Origin of the sequence: Paenibacillus sp. sptzw28, from assembly GCF_019550795.1 — a bacterium.
Classification (GTDB): domain Bacteria; phylum Bacillota; class Bacilli; order Paenibacillales; family Paenibacillaceae; genus Paenibacillus_Z.
In genome coordinates this window covers 652,610-668,929 of sequence record NZ_CP080545.1, presented here as the reverse complement: position 1 = coordinate 668,929, position 16,320 = coordinate 652,610, and the positions used below count along the sequence as shown (strand labels likewise).

At 53.9% G+C, this 16,320-nt stretch carries 12 protein-coding genes; 1 reads left to right on the top strand and 11 read right to left on the bottom strand.

From position 1 onward, the window contains the following. Positions 1 to 259 precede the first annotated feature (259 nt). Positions 260 to 1,603, bottom strand: a complete 1,344-nt coding sequence (locus KZ483_RS03110; protein ID WP_220351319.1) for an MFS transporter — start codon at positions 1,601 to 1,603, stop codon at positions 260 to 262. Positions 1,604 to 1,687: 84 nt separating this feature from the next. Then, the gene (gene ychF, locus KZ483_RS03105; RefSeq protein ID WP_220351318.1) at positions 1,688 to 2,788 is read right to left on the bottom strand and encodes a redox-regulated ATPase YchF; all 1,101 of its coding nucleotides are present in this window, start codon (positions 2,786 to 2,788) and stop codon (positions 1,688 to 1,690) included. 208 nt (positions 2,789 to 2,996) lie between these two features. Here ychF and KZ483_RS03100 point away from each other — a divergent pair, with 208 nt between their 5' ends. After that, positions 2,997 to 3,149 (top strand): hypothetical protein, encoded by a 153-nt coding sequence (locus KZ483_RS03100; protein WP_220351317.1) that lies wholly within the window; start codon positions 2,997 to 2,999, stop codon positions 3,147 to 3,149. Between the two features lie 76 nt (positions 3,150 to 3,225). On the opposite strand, the gene KZ483_RS03095 is transcribed toward KZ483_RS03100, so the two are convergent. From KZ483_RS03095 to KZ483_RS03055, 9 genes are all read right to left on the bottom strand, one after another. Next, positions 3,226 to 4,458 (bottom strand): molybdopterin-dependent oxidoreductase, encoded by a 1,233-nt coding sequence (locus KZ483_RS03095; RefSeq protein WP_220351316.1) that lies wholly within the window; start codon positions 4,456 to 4,458, stop codon positions 3,226 to 3,228. 69 nt (positions 4,459 to 4,527) lie between these two features. Then, on the bottom strand, positions 4,528 to 5,610 hold the full coding sequence (locus KZ483_RS03090; protein ID WP_220351315.1) for a sensor histidine kinase: 1,083 nt from the start codon (positions 5,608 to 5,610) through the stop codon (positions 4,528 to 4,530). Beyond that, the gene (locus KZ483_RS03085; protein ID WP_220351314.1) at positions 5,607 to 6,368 is read right to left on the bottom strand and encodes a response regulator transcription factor; all 762 of its coding nucleotides are present in this window, start codon (positions 6,366 to 6,368) and stop codon (positions 5,607 to 5,609) included. The genes KZ483_RS03090 and KZ483_RS03085 overlap by 4 nt, the downstream gene beginning before the upstream one ends. Before the next feature lie 227 nt (positions 6,369 to 6,595). Continuing rightward, positions 6,596 to 6,907, bottom strand: a complete 312-nt coding sequence (gene trxA, locus KZ483_RS03080) for a thioredoxin (protein WP_220351313.1) — start codon at positions 6,905 to 6,907, stop codon at positions 6,596 to 6,598. An 82-nt stretch (positions 6,908 to 6,989) separates the two neighbouring features. Then, positions 6,990 to 7,415, bottom strand: coding sequence for an RrF2 family transcriptional regulator (locus tag KZ483_RS03075; protein WP_220351312.1), 426 nt, complete (start codon positions 7,413 to 7,415; stop codon positions 6,990 to 6,992). 170 nt (positions 7,416 to 7,585) lie between these two features. Continuing rightward, positions 7,586 to 8,482, bottom strand: coding sequence for a DUF72 domain-containing protein (locus tag KZ483_RS03070; RefSeq protein WP_220351311.1), 897 nt, complete (start codon positions 8,480 to 8,482; stop codon positions 7,586 to 7,588). A 101-nt stretch (positions 8,483 to 8,583) separates the two neighbouring features. Next, on the bottom strand, positions 8,584 to 9,102 hold the full coding sequence (locus KZ483_RS03065; RefSeq protein WP_220351310.1) for a CBO0543 family protein: 519 nt from the start codon (positions 9,100 to 9,102) through the stop codon (positions 8,584 to 8,586). A 220-nt stretch (positions 9,103 to 9,322) separates the two neighbouring features. Beyond that, the gene (locus KZ483_RS03060) at positions 9,323 to 15,040 is read right to left on the bottom strand and encodes a HAMP domain-containing protein (protein WP_220351309.1); all 5,718 of its coding nucleotides are present in this window, start codon (positions 15,038 to 15,040) and stop codon (positions 9,323 to 9,325) included. After that, positions 15,033 to 16,319, bottom strand: a complete 1,287-nt coding sequence (locus KZ483_RS03055) for an ATP-binding protein (protein ID WP_220351308.1) — start codon at positions 16,317 to 16,319, stop codon at positions 15,033 to 15,035. The genes KZ483_RS03060 and KZ483_RS03055 overlap by 8 nt, the downstream gene beginning before the upstream one ends. Between the last annotated feature and the right edge of the window lies 1 nt (position 16,320).

The following is a 16,320-nucleotide window of genomic DNA, read 5'->3' as shown; positions in this document are numbered from 1 at the left end:
ACCCGCTTTACCGCGTCATGGTCGCTTGGCAGAACAGGGTTATCCTGAATTTCTAAAGTAAGTTCTCAAATAAATGAAAAGGCGCCCTTATCCTTGGTAGAATGATGTTTGGCGAGAATACCATCAACTAAGGAAGGGCACCTATAAGGGGGGTTTTTAACAAAATCTAATCATATGAGTTACGCACTTCATACTAACTGATGGAAACTATAGTATTATCGGATTATTTTTGATTAGACTTAATTTAGAAAAACCTCGACTAACGGGCCGATGCCGGCACCAGCTCACCCCGCTTCTTCTCTTGAATCATGAAGGAGCAGGCCAGCGATACCGCGCTGACGGCAAACCCGTAAACGAAAATGTGGGAGTACCCAGCCATAAGATTGGTCGTATGCGCCAGAAAAGCTCCCATGATTGTCACGCCAACCGCTGTACCGATATTCCGCGAGAACATTTGCAGCGAGGTGGAAATCCCCTTTTGATGCGCATCTACCAGCTGCTGCGAGCCGATGGTCGAGACGCTTGAGAGCAGTCCATACGCCAAACCGAGCATTACAGCACCGGCAAAAACGAACCAGAAGCCCGAAGCAGGGGACAAAAACAGGAACCAGCCGCCCGTGCCTACCAGAATGACGTTGGCGGAAATCATCAGACGCCGATATCCGTAGCGAAGAATCCATTTGCCGGACGGAACAGCGACCGCCATCCAGCCGAATGACATGCCAAGCATGGCCACCCCGCTCATAAAGATCGAGTAACCCTGCTCCTGCAGAAACATCGGCAGATAGCTGGCGGCACCGAACAGCGATGCCATGGCAAAAAAGGCATTGACGTTCATCCATGTAACCGGCTTGTTACGAAGCAGTTCCAGCGGTACAAGGGGAGCCGACTGCCTTTTCTCATAAAGATAGAACAAAACAATCAGAGCCAGCCCGGTCCCGCCCGATAGCAAGGCCAGATAAGGGGCGCCCACGACGGTCATGAGCAGAATCAGACTGATGCCGCTCGAAAAAATCACACCTCCCAGATAATCAACCTTCGAACGTTTGGGTTGATAAACCTCCCGGTAAGGGACCAGCAGCAGAAGCGAGAGCAGGCAGATCGGGATGTTGACGTAAAATACCCACCTCCAGGTCGTATAGGTGACAAACAAGGAACCGAGCATAGGAGCAAGTATTGCCGATAAGCCCCACATCGCGGTGAACAGCGCCTGGATCCGGCCCCGCTTCTCGACCGAGAACAGATCCCCGGCGATAATCGCGGGAAACGGATTCATAACGCCTGCCCCGATCCCTTGGACGGCCCGGAAAATAACGAGCTGCACCATCGTCTGCGCGCTCCCGCACAATATGGATCCCAGCAGAAAGAGAACAAGACCGGCGGCAAACACTCTTTTGCGTCCGAACAGGTCGGAAATCCGGCCGGCGATCGGGGATACAACCGTAGAGAAGATCATATATCCGGCAAAAACCCACGCATACAGCTCAAAATTGCCGAGCTCCTTCGCTATGACCGGCATCGTCGTGTTGGTTATCGTGGTATCCATGGACGATACCAGCATACCCATGACAATACTTGCCAGAACGGGCAGACGATTGTTCACAGAAAGCGCCTCCTTATAGCCAGGATATAAAAAGGACCCGTCAATCCGGGTCCTTCACCAAGCGCATTACACCGTCAAGCTATACTATACATTGAACCGGAAATGCATCACGTCGCCGTCCTGCACGATATACTCCTTGCCTTCAAGGCGAAGCTGGCCTTTCTCCTTGGCGGCATTCATCGATCCTGCCGCGACCAGATCGTCGTAGGATACGACCTCGGCGCGGATAAAGCCGCGTTCGAAATCGGTGTGGATAACGCCTGCCGCCTGCGGCGCTTTCATGCCTCTGCGGATTGTCCAGGCGCGTACTTCCTGCACGCCCGCAGTAAAGTAGGTATATAACCCAAGCAGCTTGTAAGCCGCGCGGATCAAGCGGTTAAGACCAGACTCCTGCAGCCCGAGCTCCTCCAGGAACATCTCCTTGTCCTCGCCCTCGAGCTCGGCGATTTCCGCTTCCACCTTCGCACTGATCGGAACGACTTCGGCACCCTCGGCAGCAGCAAATTCGCGGACCAATTTGACATAAGGGTTGCCGTCGGCATTGGCCGCCTCTCCCTCGCTTACATTGGCCGCATACAGGACCGGCTTCATGGTGAGCAAATGCAGATCGCGGATGAGCTGCTTATCATCCTCGCTAAGTTCGACGCTGCGCGCCGGCTGGTCTGCGTAGAGCGCTTCCTTGATGCGCTCAAGCGTCTCGACCTCCTGCGTATATTTCTTGTCGCCGCCCTTCATGTTCTTGCGGCTGCGGTCGATCCGGCGGTCCACCGAATCGATGTCGGCGAGGATGAGCTCCAGATTGATCGTCTGAATATCACCGATCGGATCCACTTTGCCCGAGACGTGCGTAATATTCTCATCCTGGAAGCAGCGTACGACATGAACGATCGCGTCAACTTCGCGGATGTGGGCCAGGAATTTATTGCCGAGTCCCTCACCCTTGCTTGCGCCCTTGACAATCCCGGCGATATCGATAAATTCGAACGCGGTAGGCACGGTCTTGTGCGGAACCACCAGCTCGGTCAGTTTATCAAGCCGCTCGTCCGGCACCTCCACCACACCGACATTCGGATCAATGGTACAGAACGGATAGTTCGCGGACTCTGCGCCCGCTTGTGTAATCGCATTAAACAAAGTCGATTTGCCGACGTTCGGCAGTCCGACGATACCTGCTTTCAAAGCCATTTCAAGACACCCCTGTTCCGGAATAAACAATCTCAGCACATTATACCCGATGCGGCCCAAATAAAAAAGCGCAAGATCGGGCGTCTTTCAGGGGTCCGGCATATTATTTGCAAGCTTACGGCAGGTTTCGCTGGCCTTATTAGGTGTTGCATGACATTTTGCAATCGGCACATACTATCACAGCAATATAAGTTAGGAGGCGGCGTAAATGGAAAATAAAACCCACGCAGGAAACTACAAAGGAACGACTCATATGAAGGCGGAAAATCAGGACATGGAGTTCGTCAACGATACGGTCGAGGATGCGAAGTCGGTTACCAACTATTCGGATGACACAAAGAAAAATCCGGACAAGAAATAACGTGAAGCGCAAAAACTCCCGTTCTTGTTTCACGGCCGACCGCATCGGCGAAGCAAGACGGGAGTTTTTTGAGTAGCTATGTCAGCCATGCATCCTTCGAATAGCCCCGCTCTTCCCAGTAGCCGGTATAATCGCCGGCAATGAGCTCAATGCGGTTAAGCCATTTTACCGATTTGTACGCGTACATCTTCGGCACGACAAGACGGACCGGCCCTCCGAGCTCGTTGGGAATCGGCTTCCCGTCATGAAGTACGGCGACCATCACGTCGTCCATATCGGCCTGCGCAAGCGTCAGCGAATCGGTATAGACACCGTCGCCCGAATACAGCTTGACGGTCTTGGCCTGCGATTTGACGCCGGCTTGCTTCAGCAGCTCCTTAAGCGGTATACCCTCCCAGGTGTTACTGTAGACCGACCAGCCCGTCACACAGTGAAAATCGCTCACCTGCACCTTGCGCCCCAGCTGAACGAACTGCTCCCAGTTCCAGTACAGCTTGCGGTCAACCAGACCATCGACGGTAAACGACCAGTTGCTGTTGTTGAACGACGGGATAGGCGTGACGGTATAGACACGGAACGTCCCGCGGCTGCCTCCACCCTCCGGGGGCAATGATGCCGGAAGCGGCTTAGGCGCGGGAGTGAGCCTGTTCGCGTCCGCGCTGACCAGTTCTTCTTCGCTGGCGCCGGTGCTCAGCGTATTGCCGAGGAAACGCAGAAACGAGGGGCCGAGCGTAATGAGAAGCCCGGCCCCCACCGCCGTGCGGATAAAAGCGCGCCGGGTATAGACCGCTTGGGGCTTGGCAGCCGGATGGACGCCTTCACCCGGTTCACCCGTTTTGACGGTGCGCCGGTGCGGTTCCTTCAGCCATTTGGTCCGTGTAATGGAATGGTAAATGATATAAGGCAGTCCGATCCATGTGAGCAGATCGTGGACAAGCAGCGAAGCGTTCGACCATGCGGGCCCTACTGCTCTAAACTGCCACAGCAGCAGCCCCGACAGAAGCCAACCGGCAAGCAGCCCCAGCACGATCAGAACGTTCGCGCGCTGCATCGTCTTGCCCTTCAGCTGCTTCCAGTGCTTCCCTGCCAGCAGTAAATAATAGACGACCGGCAGCAGTGACGCGATGCCGACCACGATATGAATCCATCGGATCCACACGCGGCCTTCGCCAAGCACCCCCCGCCAATATCCGCCGAACAACAGCAGCCCGGTAAGCGTCAGAATGACGACAATCCAGCCGTTCCATGCATGGAGCGAAGCAAGTTTTTTACCATGGCCTTTACGCAAGTACGAGAGCCAATTCTGCATGTGCGTTCGCCTCCCTGATTATCACTGAATGACCTGATGGATAGACTCGAAGTCCCATATTTCAAATCCTTAATGGATTCGCCGCTCCTGGTGCCGGTCCGTCTCAGCAGCAGGAAGCGTGAACCAGAACGAGCTGCCCTTCTCATTCCCGCAGGTAACGCCAATTGTGCCGCCGGCCTGCTCGACCAGCGACTTGGCGATGGAGAGTCCGAGTCCCGCTCCCCCGCTGCCGCGCCCACGTGATCGGTCCACCCGGTAAAACCTCTCGAAAATTCGCTCCCGCTCCTTCAAGGGAACGCCTTCGCCCTCATCCGTGATTGAAATGCGTATAACGCCTTCCGGCTGAGCATGACCTTCCACCCTGATGATACCGCCCTGCGGAGAGTAACGAACCGCATTCTCCAGCAGGTTTTGCAGGATGCGCTGGAGTGACTGCGACGCGACCCTGCAGAGAAGAGGCCGTTCCGGAAGCTTCACATCCAGGGCGATCGAAGCCGCTTCCATCGAAGGGCCGAAGCGGGGGACAAGCTCAAGCAGGGAATCCTCCAGCAAGCACACCTCCGGCCCATTGCGCGGCTCCATGCCGGAAGCTTGGGGCGCATCGAGCGTCGAAAGCTCGAAGAGCTGCTGCATCAGTCTGCCGAGCCTGATCGTTTCCGTTCGGATCGTGCCCATATAACGACGGACGGTCAAGTCATCCTGAACGACTCCGTCTTCGAGCGCTTCGGCGTAAGCCTGCAGCGAAGCAAGCGGTGTCCGCAGATCATGCGCCATGTTGGCGACGAGCTCCCGGCGGGCGGTTTCGGCGGCCTGCAGCTGCCGGAAGCTCGCTTCAAGCTTGCCGCCCATGTCGTTAAACTGGGCGGCCAGTGTCCTCAGTTCCGAAGGCCCGACAAGCGGAACTCGCGCGTGGAAATCCCCGTCCGCGATACGGGCGGAGCCTTCCCCTATACGCTTCACCGCCGCTTCCACGGGCCTCACTAGAATAAAATGGAGGGCGCCCGACACGAGACCGGCAGCAAGCGAGGCGATGGTAAGCCAAATGAACTGCTGCTCGGTGAGCAGCATGTACCTATAGAACAGAACGAGCAGCGCGACAATAACGAGAATGCTCGCTGCGTTGGCGAGAAGCAAATAGAGGCGCAGCTTCATGGCTGCCCCTTCGCATCGAATTTATAGCCGATGCCCCACACCGTTTTGATCCAGCGCGGCTCCGACGGGGTCTGCTCCATCTTCTCCCGGAGCCTGCGGATATGAACAGTGACCGTTGTTGTGTCGCCGTCAAACTCCGTATCCCATATTCTGCTCAGAAGCTGGCTTCTCGAGAATACACGGCCCGGGTATTCTGCCAGCGTCAGCAGAAGATCGAATTCCTTCACCGTCAGCTCCGTTTCAGCACCGCCTGCAACAACGCGCCTCTCGTCGGGATAGATTGCCAACCCGTCATAATGAATAGCCGCAGCTGCCGGCGGAACCGGAGCGCCGTTTCCGTTCTTACCTGCGCCGGACGACGATGCGCCCGCCGCGTGTACGGCAGGCGCCGCGACCCCGGCCCGCCTTAATATATTCTTCACCCGCAGCACGAGCTCGCGCGGGCTGAAGGGCTTCGTCATATAGTCGTCTGCGCCCATCGTAAGCCCGAGCAGCCGGTCCGGTTCCTCGCCGCGTGCCGTAAGCATGATCACGGGCACGTCGCTCGTCTGCCGCACCGTCTCGCATACCTGCCAGCCGTCCAAGCGCGGCATCATCAAATCGAGCACGAGCAAATCCGCCCCGCACTCCTCCCATAAGCGCAGCGCTTCAGCTCCATCGTGCGCAATGCGCACGACATAGCCTTCCCGCTCCAAATAACGGCGGCAGACATCCGTAATGTTGCTTTCGTCATCAGCGATAACAATCGTGCCGGCCACGGTGATTCCCCCAATCCGCTGTTTCCTGTTATCTGTATTATACTCCGCTTGGTCCGTGGGCGGAAATCATTTGCGTTTCTACCAGCATACTTGATAACGCTAACTGAACAAGAACGAATTTATTATGTAAATGTAACGAATGTATTACAAAAGTATAAACCCGCTCATAACGAGAAGAACCCCCGCACCGGATTGGTGCGAGGGCTCGCTTAAGCACGCTTGGAAGCTTAAATCTGTCCTTGAATTTTCGTTTTGAGCGCATCTTTGGACTGCAGACCGACCATTTTGTCGACCGGTTGACCGTCTTTGAACAGGATGAGCGTCGGGATGCTCATGACGCCGAATTTGGAAGCCAGCTCCGGCTCCTCGTCAACATTGATTTTGCCGATTACCGCTTGGCCCTCCAGCTCGGTGGAAAGCTCCTCTACGATCGGAAGCTGCATTTTGCAAGGTCCGCACCAAGGCGCCCAGAAGTCTACAAGGGATACGCCGCTTTCAATGCTTTGGGTAAAGTTGTCTTTCGTCAATGCTACTGCCATACTTGATCATCCTCTCTAAAAATAAGTTCTCATTGTATGAGAAGGGAAATCCCGTCACACCTTGACCTTGCGCCGCATGCGTTCAACAGTCCTCGCACTCGTGTATTTGCCCGAGCACGTCGGATATGGTGATGCCGCCGAAATACTGCTCAAGCTGTTTCTCGGCTTTACAGAAGATGCCGTCCATGACTTCCCGCATATTGGACCCGACCACGCAATCCATCTCCGGGTTGCCTGAGCACCAGCCGGGGATAACGGATCCCTGCGCCATGAGCCTGTATACATCGGCCAAAGTGACAACCGCCGGGTCCAGCGTCAGCCGGTATCCGCCGCCTGCACCTTCCCGGGTATCGACATAGCCGCCGCGCCGCAAGCAGCTCATCACCTTGCGTATCCTTGCCGGATTAGTCGCGACATTGTCAGCGATCGCTTCGCTCGAAGCCATTCGTTCCGGCTTGTATGCCAAGTACACCAGACTGTGAACGGCAATCGTAAATTCACTGTTCATGCGTAACGGCCACCCCGCTTTGTACTGTAATCATAACAGTTACAGTTCTGGTTGTCAACAGTGGCACCGGTCCTATTTTGCGGAAAATCGGAGTTCGTTATTCACTTGGAGCAGTGAAGCCGGTTCAAGCATTGACGCATCGCTTTGTGCCCGGCCTCCTCTTATGTACATTACCACGTATCCGGCAAGTCAAACAAATCCAGCTGCTGCGCCGGCTCTTCGCTTCCGGACTTGCTCCCGAACGAGCCGCGCGGCGGCGTCTGTCCGAGCATGGCCATCAGGTGCAGCGCATTATCCGCTGCGTCGCCGCCGGAGTTGTTGTTGAACAGAGTGCAGACCGTTTCGGAAAGCCGCTCGAGCCTGCGCAGCCGGTCCGCCCAGTCCTTAAGCTCAAGCTCGTTGTAGCGGTACAGATAGCGCACATCGCGCCAGTTCGGCTGGCCGGCAGATCTCCAGCCGTCCGTATTGCGGCCATGCAGACGCACCAGTGTTACCCGTTCATCACAAGCCGCCTCGACAATCGGGACGGAGCCTTCTCCGGCCTGCGGTTCGTCGCAGACGGTATGAATCCAGCCCTCTCGCCTGATAAAGTCCAGCGTCTTCTCCCGCATACCCGGGACAAACCAGCTCTGATGGCGAAACTCGAGCGCGCAGGGCACTTCGCCCATAGCGGCCTTGGCAGCTTGCAGCAGTTCCACGTTCGGGCGTGTGCAGTTAAACCAGGGAGGGTATTGAAACAACACCGCGAGCAGCTTGCCGGCGGCACGAAGAGGAGCGATTGATTCCAGAAAAGCCTGAACCATTGCCGCCTCATCCGGAAACGGCTTATAACCGCCGCCCCGTGAATGCCCGGTCATTCCTTGATACGCTTTGACGACAAACCGGAATTCGGCCGGTGTGTCGTCCGCCCACTTCTGCATAAGCGCGGGTGCCTGCACCGCATAGAAGGAGCTGTCGACCTCCACAACACTGAACCACTCGGCGTAAGCGGAGAGCTTGTTTTTCGCTGCAGCCTCCTTATATATTCGCGGATGGTCACCCCAACCGCACAGTCCCACCGCAATCACATCATTCACCCTCCCTGTGTGATAGGCTTATACTCACAGGGTAAGGGCTTTGAGAGGATTTTGCAACCGCCGGCAGGATCCTTTTAATGCAGCTGTATCGACTACTTTCGAAGCTCGATCGGAACATGAACCGGAACGTTAAACAGCCAAATCCACATAATGGCGAGTCCGATGGAGATGCTGTAAGCGACAAGCTCTTTTTGATAAAACAGCCTCAGCATGGGAAACATCGTAATATCGAACAATAGCGACCACAAAAACATCCACCCATTGTCATAATTGATCCGGTCGGATATATAAAGCAGCCACTCGGCTGCCGCAAACAATACGATCCATTGCAGAATATGAAATAGCTGCTTTTTGAAAGCTCTCGGATACCTTGAGAGAAATATCAACGCTACCGCCGGGAACGTGACGAACGTATAAATTATTTCGGTGATGGTGTGGCCTGAGAGGACATCCGGCTTGAACCTCCACAAATAATGATTCGCGCAAAGAAAATGGTACATAAGGTTTCCCATTGCAAAATACATCATCGCGGGATGGTATCGCTTCCAGTTTCTCCAATCGCCCCATTTCCAGGCTGCGAGGAGTGAAATAATCGCCAACGCAACGTGCATATCCAATATACCTCTTCCATGCTGGACTCTGAACAATTGTAATGTATTGTTACCATATAATTACATATTATTCGGAACTTAGATGGTTGGGGAGATAGGCTTATAACGCGGTCTGACTATCAGCAGAGAAAAGAGGCTGAACCGGGTATAGCAACCCAATTCAGCCCTTTTTCATTGTAATCTATCCTTGCTTATGCCCCTATGCAGATCACGGTTTCTCTCATACGACGATATGACGGTCCAGCCATACACGAATCTTTGAAAGCAGATGCGCGCTGTTGACAGGCTTCGTAATATAGTCGGACGCCCCAGCCTCGAGACATAATTCACGGTCTCCCTTCATCGCTTTGGCGGTCAGGGCGATGATCGGCAGGTCTTTGAATTTATCCTTCCGGCGAATCGCCCGCGTCGTTTCATAGCCGTCCATCACAGGCATCATAATATCCATCAGGACTATATCGATGTCCGGAATCCGTTCAAGCTGGGCGATGGCGTCCCGGCCGTCCTCGGCGGGAATAACCTTCATCTTGTGACGTTCCAGTATGGTCGTTAATGCGAAGATATTGCGAATATCGTCATCGACGACAAGCACCTTCCTGTACTGGATCATCTCGTCCGATTGATGGAGCTTAATGAGCTTCTCTCTTGCTTCCTCTGACAGATTCCCGGTTTTACGGTGCAGGAAGAGGGCTGTTTCGTCAAGTATTTGAACAGGTGTGCCCGCTTCTTTCAGAACGACTGCTTTCATCACCTCGTGAAGCTCGCTTGCTTCCTCGGGCACCGGCTTCCTGCTCTGGTTCATTACGACCGGAATATATTTATTACTCACGGCTTTCTGAATTTCGCGGATAAATCTGCCCGGGTTCATATCAGGCAAATCGTTGCCCACGAGCACGCAGTCAAACGAATTGCTCTTGAGCTGGTTAACGGCTTTCCTGCCCGTATCAACAGTGGTGATGAGGACATCCTTGCCTCCCAGCGTTTGCACCCATTCCTCCTGCAGCTCCTGATCATTGACCGCAATCAGCAGGCGATGAACGTTCTTGGCGGCAAATTGCTCCAATGAGTCAAGCGCGCCTTCCAGCTTTTCTTTCGTCACAGGCTTGCCGATGTAATCGAAGACGCCTTTGCGCCTCAATTGAATTTCATCTTCTTCAATTGTAATAACGCAAACCGGAATATGGCGGACCTCCATATTATTCTTCAAATGCTCGATGACAATCCAGCCATCCATGTCGGCGAGGTGCAGATCCAGAGTAATCGCCGAAGGCTGATATTTGAGCGCAAGCTCCAGCGCGTTTGAGCCTTTCGTCGTAATGACAGCTTTAATTCCCCGCTTCCGCAGCGAATCAAGCAGAATTTCATTGAACTTCATATCGTCTTCAACAATGAGGAACACGCGGTCCCCCGGCTCGATAGAATACCGGTCGTCGAATATTTCAAGCTCTTCATCCGGGGCATAGCTGCGCGTACGTTTGGGCGGCGCCACATCAATGACTTCCGGCACGAACTTGGCCTTCGGTTCCGGCTCCCGCGGCTCTGAAGTCAGCGGAAGATACAAGTTAAAGGTACTTCCAATACCTACAACGCTGTACAGTGTCAGTTCTCCCCCCAGCATAGAGGCAATCTCGCGTGAAATCGCAAGACCCAGACCCGTTCCGCCGTACTCCCGGTTCGTGCTGCCGTCCGCCTGCTGGAACGCTTCGAATATAATTTGCTGCTTCTCCTCCGGGATACCGATCCCTGTGTCACTAACGGAGAAGCAAAGCACCGACTTTGCGCGGTTTAACGTTTCATTATCGTCCTTCCAGCCTTCATTCGCTTTGCGGATGACAAGCATAACCTGTCCCTTCTCCGTAAATTTGAAAGCATTGGAAAGCAGATTTTTCAATATTTGCTGAAGCCGCTTGGAGTCCGTCACAATCGTATCCGGCACGTTCGATTCCGTCATAATCCGGAATTCGAGAGATTTGCTCTTCACAATATGACGGAATGTTCGGTCGAGCCCCCCGGTCAAATCGTCGATGGAAACTTCGCTGAAATCCGGGGTAACCGTACCTGATTCGATTTTCGAAAGATCGAGTATATCGTTGATCAAATTAAGCAGATCCTCGCCCGACTCCTGAATCGTTTGGGCGAACTTGACCTGCTGGCCGGATAAATTCCGGTCCGCATTCTCGGCAAGCTGTTCCGCGAGCAGCAGCAAGGAATTGAGCGGGGTCCGCAGTTCATGGGACATGTTGGCCAGAAACTCCGATTTATATCTGGATGTTAGCGCGAGCTGTTCGGCTTTCTCCTCAAGGAAACGCTTAGCTAGCTCGACCTCGTTGTTCTTGCTCTCGACCTCGGCTTTCTGGATGACGAGCAGCTTCGCTTTGTCCTCAAGCTCTTCATTTGTCTTCTGCAGTTCGTTCTGCTGCTTCTGCAGCTCTTCGGTAAGCGACTGGGACTGCATCAGAAGCTGCTCTGTCCGCTGGTTGGCCTGCATCGTATTGATGACGATACCAATTGATTCGGTCAGCTGATCCAGGAATGCGATATCAATCCCGCTGAACATGCGGAAGGAAGCTAATTCAAGAACTGCCAGCACCTGATCTTCGAAAATAATCGGCATAAGAACGATATTAAGCGGCGCCGCCTCTCCGAGACCGGATGAAATCAGGACATAATCATCAGGGACATTCGTCAGCAGAATACGCTGCTTCTCGATCAGGCATTGTCCGACAAGTCCCTCTCCGGCGCGGAACTGATTGGACAGATTCCTGCGATGCTGGTAGGCGTAGCTTGCAAAGAGCGCGAGCGTCTGCTCTCCGTTGACAGGCTCATTAATATAGAATACTCCGTGCTGCATCGATACAAGCGGCGCCAATTCGGAGAGAATCATGCGGCATACTGCATTCAGGTCTCTCTGTCCCTGCAGCAAGCGGGAGAATTTGGCCAAATTGGTCTTCAGCCAATCCTGTTCCGTATTGATACGGGTCGTTTCCTTCAAATTGCGGATCATCTCATTGATATTGTCTTTAAGCGTGGCGACTTCTCCAGCTGCGGCGACATCGATCGATCTGGACAAATCGCCTTTGGTTACCGCGGTCGCGACGTTGGTTATGGCCCGCACCTGTGTAGTCAGCGTACTGGCCATGTAATTCACGTTGTCTGTGAGGTCGCGCCAGGTTCCGGCTGCACCCGGTACGCTGGCCTGACCTCCCAGCTTGCCTTCGGCGCCGACCTCCCGCGCCACTGTTGTAACCTGATCGGCGAATGTCGCCAGCGTATCGATCATGTTGTTGATTGTATCCGTAAGCTCGGCGATCTCGCCTTTGGCATCGACCGTAAGCTTCTGCTTCATATTCCCGTTCGCGACGGCGGTCACGACCTTGGCGATTCCACGCACCTGATCCGTCAGGTTGGTGGCCATGATATTTACGTTATCGGTCAGATCCTTCCAGATACCGCCAACCCCGCGTACCTGCGCCTGGCCGCCCAGCTTCCCGTCGGTCCCGACCTCCCGCGCCACCCTCGTAACCTCCGAGGCAAATGAGTTGAGCTGGTCCACCATTGTATTGATAGTATTCTTCAGCTCGAACAATTCGCCCTTCACATCGACGGTAATCTTCTTGGAGAGGTCGCCGTTGGCTACAGCCGTCGTAACACCCGCGATGTTACGCATCTGGATCGTCAAATTGCTCGCCATATAGTTTACGGTATCGGTCAAGTCTTTCCACGTTCCGGAAACGTCCTTCACGTCCGCTTGTACTCCGAGCTTGCCTTCCGTACCTACCTCCCGCGCTACGCGGGTGACCTCAGAGGCAAAATTGCTGAGCTGATCAACCATTGTATTCATCGTAATCTTCAGCTCGAGAATTTCGCCCTTCACGTCCACGGTAATTTTTTTGGACAGGTCGCCTTTGGCTACGGCTGTAGTGACGTCTGCAATATTGCGCACCTGATCGGTCAGATTACGCGCCATGCTGTTAACGCCTTCGGTCAAATCCTTCCACGTGCCGCCGACGCCTTTAACCTGCGCCTGACCGCCGAGCTTCCCTTCCGTCCCGACCTCGCGCGCCACCCTCGTTACCTCGGAGGCGAAGGTGGACAGCTGATCGACCATCGTGTTGATCGTGTTCTTCAGCTCCAGTATTTCGCCCTGCACATCAGCTGTGATTTTCTTCGACAGATCGCCGTTGGCGACTGCGGTCGTCACAACCGCGATGTTCCGTACCTGGTTCGTGAGGTTGGAGGCCATATAGTTAACGCTTTCCGTCAGATCATACCAGGTGCCGGCGACGCCTCTTACCTGGGCTTGTCCGCCCAGTATTCCGAGTGTACCAACCTCACGCGCCACCCGCGTGACCTCGGAGGAGAATGTCGACAGCTGGTCCACCATCGTGTTGATCGTATTTTTGAGCTCCATAATTTCGCCTTTGGCGTTTACGGTTATCTGCTTGGAGAGATCGCCTTTGGCGACGGCTGTCGTAACCTCCGCGATGTTCCGCACCTGATCGGTCAGCGTGCTCGCCATAAAGTTGACGCTGTCGGTCAAATCTTTCCATGTACCGGATACATCCTTCACATCGGCTTGGCCGCCCAAGATCCCTTCATTGGATACCTCGCGGGCGACGCGCGTTACCTCGGATGCGAAATTACTCAGCTGGTCAACCATCGTATTAATCGTGCTCTTCAGCTCCAGAATCTCGCCCTTGGCGTCGACGGTAATCGTCTTCGACAGATCCCCTTTGGCAACCGCTGTCGTCACTTCCGCAATATTCCTCACCTGATTGGTCAGGTTGCTGGCCATGTAGTTCACGCTTTCCGTCAAATCGCGCCATGTTCCCGCAACTCCGCTAACCTCTGCCTGGCCGCCAAGTATGCCCTCCGTGCCGACCTCGCGCGCCATCCGGGTAACCTCGGAGGCAAAGGTGGAGAGCTGGTCAACCATTGTGTTTATCGTGTTCTTCAGCTCGAGAATTTCGCCCTGTACGTCCGCCGTAATTTTCTTCGACAGATCGCCGTTGGCGACCGCCGTCGTTACCACAGCGATGTTGCGCACCTGGTTCGTGAGATTCGAGGCCATATAATTAACGCTCTCCGTCAAATCCCTCCATGTGCCGGAGACGCCTTTAACATCGGCCTGACCCCCGAGCTTTCCTTCCGTGCCGACCTCGCGGGCAACCCGCGTAACCTCGGAGGAGAAGGTTGAAAGCTGATCGACCATCGTATTGATCGTATTCTTAAGCTCAAGTATTTCACCCTTGGCGTTGACGGTTATCTGCTTGGACAGATCGCCATTGGCGACTGCGGTCGTGACGGCCGCGATATTGCGGACCTGGTCGGTCAAATTGCTGGCCATGTTATTAACGCTGTCGGTCAAATCCTTCCACGTGCCGGAAACATCCCGGACATTTGCCTGCCCTCCCAGCTTGCCGTCGGTGCCTACCTCTCTGGCTACCCGAGTTACCTCCGAGGCAAAAATGCTGAGCTGATTCACCATCATATTGATGTTGGCGGCCGTCCGTTGAAACTCGCCGGTCAGCGCTCTGCCTTCGAACTCCAGCTCCACCTTCTGAGAGAGATCGCCTTGGGCGACAGCGTTAATAACTCGCACCATCTCACTTGTAGGTTGAATCAAGTCAATAACGAGGCCATTGAGAGAGTCCACGATCGTCTCCCAGGAGCCGCCCGCATTCTTATGCACGAACCGGCGGGAGAGCTTCCCTTCCTTGCCGACGACCTTGGCTACCGTCTCGACTTCTTCGACCAGACTTTCCTGCATATCCATTATTTCATTAAAGGTATCCACCACTTTGCCGGCTTTCCCCGAATAGTCATAAGGCAATCGGTACGAGAAATTCCCTTTCTTCAAAGCCATTAATGCGTTCAATAGTAAACCGGTGTCTATCTGTTCATTATCCGCTTCTTGTTTAAGTTCCTGATTAGCCATTGATATCCTCTCCATATACCCGATTAGGAAGACTATGTTCCGATCGCTGCTTCGTTTGAATAATTCGTTCCATTCCGTTAATCGTTCTTCTCGCGGAATACGTTTTTACTTTAACCGTAAAAATAAACGTAGCTCCGGGCTCCTCGGTCGGTTGTGCCCGAATGGTTCCGCCCATAAGCTCAACCAGTGATTTGCAAATGGAAAGTCCTAGACCTGTCCCGCCGAAATTCCGGTTCGTGGATGCGTCCAGTTGGGAGAAGGGTTCAAACAACTGCATCATTTTATCGCGGGGAATGCCGATCCCCGTATCTTTAATGACGAATTCGATCTCCATCGTATCGGCATGCGCGCCAAGCTTGTTCACTGTGATGGAGACGCCGCCTACATGCGTGAATTTCACGGCATTGCCGACCAAATTGTTCAGCACCTGACGGAGACAGGTTATATCGCCGATGATGACCGGGGGGATGGATGGGTCCATATGCACTGTCATTTCGAGATTACTTTCTCTTGACTTTGCCATAAATAAATCAAACGTTTCATCGAGACACAGCTTAAGCGAGAATGGCTCCTCCTCCAATTGCTGCTTTCCCGACTCGATCTTGGAAAAGTCCAATATATGGTTTATCACTGTCAGCAGCGCATTGCCGCTGGAGTGGATGATCTCGACCATTTGGCTATGCTCTTCCGGAAGCTTGAGGGTCATAAGCAAATCCGACATGCCGATAATTCCGTTCAAAGGAGTGCGGATCTCATGGCTCATCATCGCCAAAAACTCCGATTTCACACGTGAAGCGATCTCAGCGGCCTCTTTCGCCTTCGTCAATTCCCGATTGGCTTTCTCAAGCTGCCTCGTCTTCTCCTGCAGGAGCTCGCTCTGCAATTGAAGAGCCTTATTCGCATCATATATACTGACATAGCCTTCTATTTTGGTTTTAAGTACTTGGGGGATAAACGGCCTTCTCATATAGTCAACGGCTCCAAGAGAATACCCGCTGAAAAGGTCTTCATCGTGGTCAGCCCCGGATAAGAAAATAATCGGCACGTTCTTCGACTTTTCACGGGTCTTTATCATGCGGGCCGTTTCAAATCCATCCATTTCCGTCATCTGTACATCCATGACGATCACGGCGTATTCTTCTTCCAGCAAACACCTCAGCGCTTCTTTGCCGGAATAGGCGCGAACCAAGCGGTACGGGTTTCCCGCGAGCACCGCCTCTATTGCGGTGAGATTCTCCGGGTGATCATCGACAAGCAGAATATTTACGGGATAATCCACC